Source organism: Streptomyces sp. NPDC031132, from assembly GCF_055570595.1.
Genome location: NZ_JBVIGX010000015.1, coordinates 61,412 through 67,706 on the forward strand (window position 1 = coordinate 61,412; position 6,295 = coordinate 67,706).

The 6,295-nt window shown below is 70.4% G+C and carries 6 protein-coding genes and 1 pseudogene; 4 read left to right on the forward strand and 3 right to left on the reverse strand.

Translation table 11 applies throughout. The features are described from left to right. Positions 1–166 precede the first annotated feature (166 nt). Both ACZ49B_RS22945 and ACZ49B_RS22950 read left to right on the forward strand, forming a co-directional pair. Positions 167–730 (forward strand): RICIN domain-containing protein, encoded by a 564-nt coding sequence (locus ACZ49B_RS22945; RefSeq protein WP_468308822.1) that lies wholly within the window; start codon positions 167–169, stop codon positions 728–730. Positions 731–760: 30 nt separating this feature from the next. Next, a pseudogene (locus tag ACZ49B_RS22950) lies at positions 761–970 on the forward strand (hypothetical protein); the annotation flags it as partial. Here the strand turns inward: ACZ49B_RS22950 and ACZ49B_RS22955 are convergent. Further along, a complete protein-coding gene (locus tag ACZ49B_RS22955) occupies positions 924–1,445 on the reverse strand; it encodes an NPCBM/NEW2 domain-containing protein (RefSeq protein ID WP_468308825.1) in 522 nt (173 codons plus the stop codon). The pseudogene ACZ49B_RS22950 and the gene ACZ49B_RS22955 overlap by 47 nt on opposite strands. Before the next feature lie 388 nt (positions 1,446–1,833). Here ACZ49B_RS22955 and ACZ49B_RS22960 point away from each other — a divergent pair, with 388 nt between their 5' ends. Then, positions 1,834–2,685 carry a hypothetical protein gene (locus ACZ49B_RS22960; protein ID WP_468308827.1) on the forward strand — a complete coding sequence of 284 codons (852 nt, stop codon included), beginning with the start codon at positions 1,834–1,836 and terminating at the stop codon, positions 2,683–2,685. Between the two features lies 1 nt (position 2,686). Then, the gene (locus ACZ49B_RS22965) at positions 2,687–2,926 is read left to right on the forward strand and encodes a hypothetical protein (protein ID WP_468308830.1); all 240 of its coding nucleotides are present in this window, start codon (positions 2,687–2,689) and stop codon (positions 2,924–2,926) included. Positions 2,927–3,327: 401 nt separating this feature from the next. On the opposite strand, the gene ACZ49B_RS22970 is transcribed toward ACZ49B_RS22965, so the two are convergent. Together ACZ49B_RS22970 and ACZ49B_RS22975 are read right to left on the reverse strand one after the other, a co-directional pair. After that, entirely contained in the window at positions 3,328–5,118 is a 1,791-nt protein-coding gene (locus tag ACZ49B_RS22970) for an ABC transporter permease/substrate binding protein (RefSeq protein ID WP_468308832.1), read from the reverse strand. Then, positions 5,118–6,179, reverse strand: coding sequence for a quaternary amine ABC transporter ATP-binding protein (locus ACZ49B_RS22975; protein WP_468309020.1), 1,062 nt, complete (start codon positions 6,177–6,179; stop codon positions 5,118–5,120). The genes ACZ49B_RS22970 and ACZ49B_RS22975 overlap by 1 nt, the downstream gene beginning before the upstream one ends. Positions 6,180–6,295: the final 116 nt, after the last annotated feature.

Below are 6,295 nucleotides of genomic sequence, written 5' to 3' on the forward strand. Positions count from 1 at the left end.
ACTTATATCGGGCTTCCGATATAACTTGCTCCCAGAGCTGACGCCGCGTCAACCCTCGTGCGCCTCGTGGTGTGCCGTTTCTGCGGTGAACCGGTCCGGCCGATCGGGTGACCAGCTGCCCGGTCTCCTTCCGGCGGGACGAGCCGGGCCGCTAGAAACCCGTTCCGTGACCAAGAACCGCAAGAATCGGATGAACACGATCCGCACCCTGGCTGCGATCGCCGTGACGGCCTTGCCCCTGCTCATGACCTCGGTCCCGGCCCACGGGGCGCAGGCTGCGGCGCTGCCGCCGGGCGGGCCGACCAAGCTCGTGAACAGGAACTCGTCGAAGTGCGCCGATGTCGAGGCGTGGTCCAAGGACAACGGGGGCAACGTCCACCAGTGGAGCTGTCGGCTGGACGACGACTCGAACCAGAAGTGGACGTTCCGCCGCACGCCCGACGGGTACTGGAACGTCGTCAACGAGAACAGCGGCAAGTGCCTGGACGTCCAGGGCCCTTCGTACGCCGACGGAGCCCACCTCCACCAGTGGACCTGCTCGGGTTACGGCAGCCAGAAGTGGGAGCTCCAGTACACGACCACCGAATACTTCAAGCTGGTCAGCGCGTACAGCGGGAAGTGCATGGACGTGGAGGGCCCCTCGCTGAACGACGGGGCGCAGATCCACCAGTGGACCTGCCGGAACCAGGACAACAACAGCCAGCAGTGGCGGTTCTTCACCGCCACGTAAGCAGTCCTCGAAGAGGCCCGGTACCGGGACGGCCGCCTGGTCCGGCTCGTCACCCGGGGCAACGGCACGAGCGGCGAGGACGTGTCCCGTGCGATCGGGACCCTCGTCGGGCTGCCGGAGCGGCCGGCCTCGGACGTCTCCGTCGAGGTGTGCGGCGAAGTCCTACTGCCCGGACGAGGGGCCGCCGGGGCGTTCACGAGGTCGTCAGCCGGGCATCGCCCCAGACACCGTTGTAATTGATCCCTCCCTGCCGGCCGGGTCCGGTGACCGTCAGCTTCATCCGGAAGGCGCCGCCGATGTCGACGACGATGTCGCGGGACTGGCCGGCGGTGAGTTCGGTGCGGTGGACGGGCGTTCCGTCGAGTGACACCTGGAAGGACACCGTGCCTCCGGTCGGGGAGTCGTCGCGCAGCCCCACGGTCGCGAAGAAGCTCTTCCAGTGTCGTCCGAGACGGTATTGGACCTGGTTCACCGGGTCGGCGGGGCCGACGCGCTGAACGATGCTGCGGGGGAAGACCCGTCCGTCGACCTCGGCCCCGCCCCGCTCGACGGACCCGTCCAGCGGGGGGACGGCGACCAGGTAGACCACGTCGGGCCTCGGCTCGGCCGCGGTGCCTACACCCGTGGTGGTCCCGGTGAACGTTGCGGCGAGCACCGCGCACGCGGCAACCGCCGCCCGGCGACGCGTCCTGCCCTTCTGTCCCGTCGTGCTCATCTGCACCATCCCCAGCCGACATCGACGCCCACCGGCAGGGTTCGAAAGAGAAGCCCCTGCCGGCCTCGACTCCGGAAGCAGCGGGATCCGTCACAGTCGCCCCTCTCCACACCGGCACCGAAGGGCGGCCCAACCGGTTCCATCCTCCTCCGGTTGCGGTGCCCGCGCATGTCCGCGACGACGTCGTCGCCGGTCCGGTGTGCCCCGGTGGCCGGGTATGCAGAAGCATCGTCGGTCGAGTCCACAAGAGCCCGACCCCAAGGGCCGAGCCGCGCCGGTACATCGCCCGAGCGGAGCCCCCGCGGGGCGGTCTGCGGGGTCTGCGCACGCACCACTGCCGACGCATACTGAGAGCATCTGCCTCGGGGGGACGAGGTAGGGAGCGATCATGACTGTCGCTGCCAAAGGACGGATCGCGCGGGCTGCTGCCGCAGCTCTGGCAGTGAGCCTTTCGGGTTTCGGGTCAACGCCTGCCAGTGGCGCGGTGCCTGCGCTGACATGGGAGCAAGAGTGCCCGCTTGCAAGCGAGAAGGTGCCGGAGCCCACGGGGTACGCCGGGGTGTACGAACAGTTCGTCGACCCGGACCGCACCTGTTCAGTTATCAAGAACACCTCACCCGGCATCCTCTGGATCAGAGTTACCCGGCCGAATACGGCTGTCTTCCTCAATGGCTCCGCCACGACTCTCGAACCGAAGGGCTGGTTCGCGGAGGCCGGTGCTCAGGCCATCGGGGGCAGTACCGACACCCAAGTGCCCGTCCTCAGCGGTGGCTATGCGGTGATCAAGTACAACGAGCTACCCACTCGCTTCACCTTCTGGATGGCGGATCGAAAGACCCAGTGGAAAGCCGAGTTCGCTGTCCAGGTCAGCGAGTTCATGTTCAAGAGAATCCCGTATGCAACCTGGCTCGACGCACGCATCAACCTTCGGCGCAACGTTCAAGAGTGCTCTACCGCCGCGACCGCACTCTGGGAGCGCCTCAGCACCACCGATCGGCCGGCGCCCATGCAAGACGTCATTGCCCAACTCGCCACTGCGTCGGAGACCGTGGAGGCATGCAAGCCGATCCACGAGGCATTCCATCCACCGCCCGCACGGCGCACCCCCATGGCTGCGAACGCCTGGGACGACTTCGTGAACAGGGTCAAGGCCAAGGGGACCGCCTGGGCGGACGATCTGTTCGAGTTCGTCGCCCGCCATTCTGGAGCGATCATCAGTCGTCTGCCAAGGGTGCTTTGAGATGCGCCCGAACGCACCGCCGTCCTCGCGGCTGACGCTCCCCGTGCGCGGCCGGCGGGGCGGCACCTACCTCCGGGCGCTCCTGCCGACAGCCCGGGCACAGCTCCTCGACGCCGAGCCGCTGGAGATGGACGGCTCGGGCGTTCCGCGCGCTCGGGGTCGTCGGCTCGCCGGTCAGTGCGTGGTGGTCACGGGGCAGATGACGGGTGCGCCGGCGGCGTACGACACGGCGGCGGGGTGACGGCCAGGACCGGCGGAGCCGGCGAGGTGTACCGGTGCCCGCACGGGGCGAAGACCAGCACCACCGGCCGGCCCGGGCACTGGCGCCAGGAGATGCGCTCCGGTGCGCTCGCGCACTCGGGGCAGCGCGGCAGCGGGCTCGGCTCCGCCGGGCGTACGGGGGCGGGCGCGAGCCGGGGCACGGGGTGCGGTTCGCGCATGGGGGCTCCCTGGTCCGGCGGTGGTGCTCCTGGCACTGTGCCATGCGCCGCCCCTCTGGGGCACGGGCCGATCCTCCAGGATCTCGGCTGGTCAGGGGGCTTTCTGGCGAGCCCGTCCGTCCGTCCGGGCCAACGAAGGCGCCGACGGCCGGTGGAGCGTACTCCCCCACCGACCGTCGGCGCCTTCACCGCCCCGCGGCGATCACGCGGCCTTCGCGATCTCCGGGTGCTCCGTCAGCCAGGCGCGGACCGCCTGCTGCTCCTTGCCCTTGCCCGCCTCCTGGATCTTCGCCTCCAGGCCGGTCAGCTGGGCCTCGGTCAGCTTGAACGAGCGCAGCCAGGAGGCCACTTCCGGCTCGTCCGCCCCGAAGCCCTTGCGGGCCAGGGTGTGGATGCCGTCGCCCTTGCCCCAGGCCCCCTTGGGGTCCTCGAGCTTCTTCAGGTCGTACGAGGCGTACGCCCAGTGCGGCGACCAGAGCACGACCGCCACCGGCTCCTGCTTCTCGTAGGCCCGCTTGAGCTCGGCGAGCATGCCGGGGGTCGATCCGTCGACGACCTCGTACTCGCCCTCGAGGCCGTACTCCTGGAGCAGCTTGCCCTTCAGGATCCCCATCGCGCCCGCGCTGGGCTCGATGCCGATGATCCGGCCCTTGAACTCGCCGCCCTTGCCCTTGAGGTCGGCGAGGGAGGTGACGTCCTTCACGTAGGAGGGAACGGACAGTTCGATGGAGGTGGGCCCGTACCAGGAGCCGAGGTCGTCCAGCTTGTTCCCGTACTTCTCCCAGTACTGGGCCTGTGTGACCGGCAGCCAGGCGTCGGTCTGGAAGTCGACCTGGCCGCCCGCGAGCCCGGTGAACAGGGCGCCGAGCTCCAGCTGCTTCGCCTCCACCTGGAAGCCGCGGCGCTCCAGGAGCTCCTTCCACAGGTAGGTCGAGGCGATGCCCTCGTCCCAGGGGATGTAGCCGATGCTGATCTTGCGGCCCTTGCCGATGCCGTCGGCTCCGGCCGCAGCCGGCTGCCCGGAGCCGCCGAAGGTGTTCAGGCCGCCCGCGACGAGGGCGAGGACCACGGCGCCGGTGACGGCGTAGGCGGGCTGGGGGCGGTGGTTCCACAGCCTGGCGGCGCCGCTCGCGGCGGCCTGGGCCTTGGCGAGCGCGCGCCGGCCGAGCGGGGAGACCTGGCGGCCGAGCGCGCCGGTCATCCGGTCCAGGTACATGGCGAGGATCACGATGGAGATGCCCGCCTCGAAGCCGAGGCCGATGTCGACGTTGCCGATGGCCCGGTAGACGGCGCCGCCGAGCCCTCCGCCGCCGACCATGCCGGCGATGACCACCATGGACAGGCCGAGCATGATGACCTGGTTGATGCCCGCCATGATGGTGGGCAGGGCCAGGGGCAGCTGGACGCGTACGAGGGTGTCGCGCGGGGTGGTCCCGAAGGCGTCGGCGGCCTCGACGAGTTCCGCGTCGACCTGCCGGATGCCGAGCTCGGTCATCCGGACGCCGGGCGGCAGCGAGAAGATGATGGTCGCGATGATGCCGGGCACCACGCCCACCCCGAAGAAGATGATGCCGGGGATCAGGTAGACCATGGCCGGCATGGTCTGCATGAAGTCCAGGACGGGCCGCAGGACGGCGCTGACCCGGTCGGACCGGGAGGCCCAGATGCCGAGCGGGACCGCGAACACGAGTGTGACGAGGGTCGCGACCAGGACCAGCGAGAGCGTGGACATCGCGTCGGCCCACAGCCCGACGGAGTCGACGAGTGCGAAGCCGGCGAAGGCGAGGAGCGCGGCGAGCAGCCCGCGCAGCCACCAGGCGGCGACGGCGAGGATGCCGGCGAACAGCAGCGGGGCGGGCGCGTCGAGCACGGCGTGGATGCCGTCGTACAGGCCGGTGACGAGCGCGCTGACGGCGTCGAACAGCCAGGAGAGGTGGCGCTGGAGGAAGTCGACTCCGCTGTCGACCCAGGCGCCGAGGTGCAGGCGGGGCATCAGGCGGCCACCTCCACGCAGGCCATCGGGGGTCGCTGTTCGTCGCCGATGAAGGCGATGAGGCGGTCCTGCGGCACGGAGCCGACGAGGGCGCCGTCCGCGTCGGTGACGGCGACGGCGTGCGGGACCCGGGCACTGACGGCGCACAGGTCGGCGAGCGGGGTGTCGGCGGTGACGCTGGGGCAGCCGCAGGCGCAGCTCCCGGCGACGGGGTCGGTCATCACGGCGTCGGCCGTGAGCACGCGCGAGCGGTCGACGTCCTGGATGAACGAGGCGACGTACTCGTCGGCGGGACGGGTCAGGATGTCCTCGGCGGTGCCCTGCTGGACGATGCGGCCGTCGCGCATGACGGCGATCCCGTCGCCGAGGCGCATGGCCTCGTTGAGGTCGTGTGTGATGAACACGATGGTCTTCTTGAGCCGCTGCTGCAGTTCCAGCAGCTGGTCCTGCATGTCGCGGCGGATCAGCGGGTCCAGCGCGCTGAAGGACTCGTCCATCAGGAGCAGGTCGGCGTCGGTGGCCAGGGCGCGGGCGAGGCCGACGCGCTGCTGCATGCCGCCGGACAGCTCGTCCGGCCAGGAGGCCTCCCAGCCGGCGAGCCCGCACAGCTCCAGAGCCTCGGCGGCGCGGCGCTCGCGCTCGGAACGGGCGACGCCCTGCACCTCCAGCCCGTACGCGGCGTTCTCGAGCACGCTGCGGTGCGGGAAGAGCGCGAAGTGCTGGAAGACCATGCTGATCTTGGTGGAGCGGACGTGGCGCAACTCACGCCGGGAGAGCGAGGTGAGGTCCTGGCCGTCGAAGAGGATGCGCCCCTCGGTGGGTTCGAGCAGTCCGTTCAGCATGCGCAGCAGCGTGGACTTGCCGGATCCCGACAGACCCATGACGACGAAGATCTCGCCGGGCTCGACGCGGAATGAGGCGTCGATCACAGCGGCCGTGGTGCCGTCGGCGCGCAGCTCGTCGCGGTCGGCGCCGGCTCGGAGCGCGCGGACCGCGGCAGCGGCGTCGCCGGGTCGTCTTCCGAACACCTTGTAGACGTGTTCGGCCTGGAGCGTGGACACATACACCTCGCGGGTCGTACCGGAACGGCGCGGGGGGGGGGGGGGGGGGGGGGGGAGAAGGGGGGGGGGGGGGGGGGCTCCCCCCCCCCCCCCCTGAGGGTTGGGGGGGTGGGAGA

What these genes read in the sequence shown, in the direction of transcription:
- ACZ49B_RS22960 (WP_468308827.1), top strand. Translation starts at nt 1,834, where the DNA reads ATGACTGTCGCTGCCAAAGGACGGATCGCGCGGGCTGCTGCCGCAGCT.
- ACZ49B_RS22970 (WP_468308832.1), bottom strand. Translation starts at nt 5,118, where the DNA reads ATGCCCCGCCTGCACCTCGGCGCCTGGGTCGACAGCGGAGTCGACTTC.
- ACZ49B_RS22955 (WP_468308825.1), bottom strand. Translation starts at nt 1,445, where the DNA reads ATGAGCACGACGGGACAGAAGGGCAGGACGCGTCGCCGGGCGGCGGTT.
- ACZ49B_RS22965 (WP_468308830.1), top strand. Translation starts at nt 2,687, where the DNA reads ATGCGCCCGAACGCACCGCCGTCCTCGCGGCTGACGCTCCCCGTGCGC.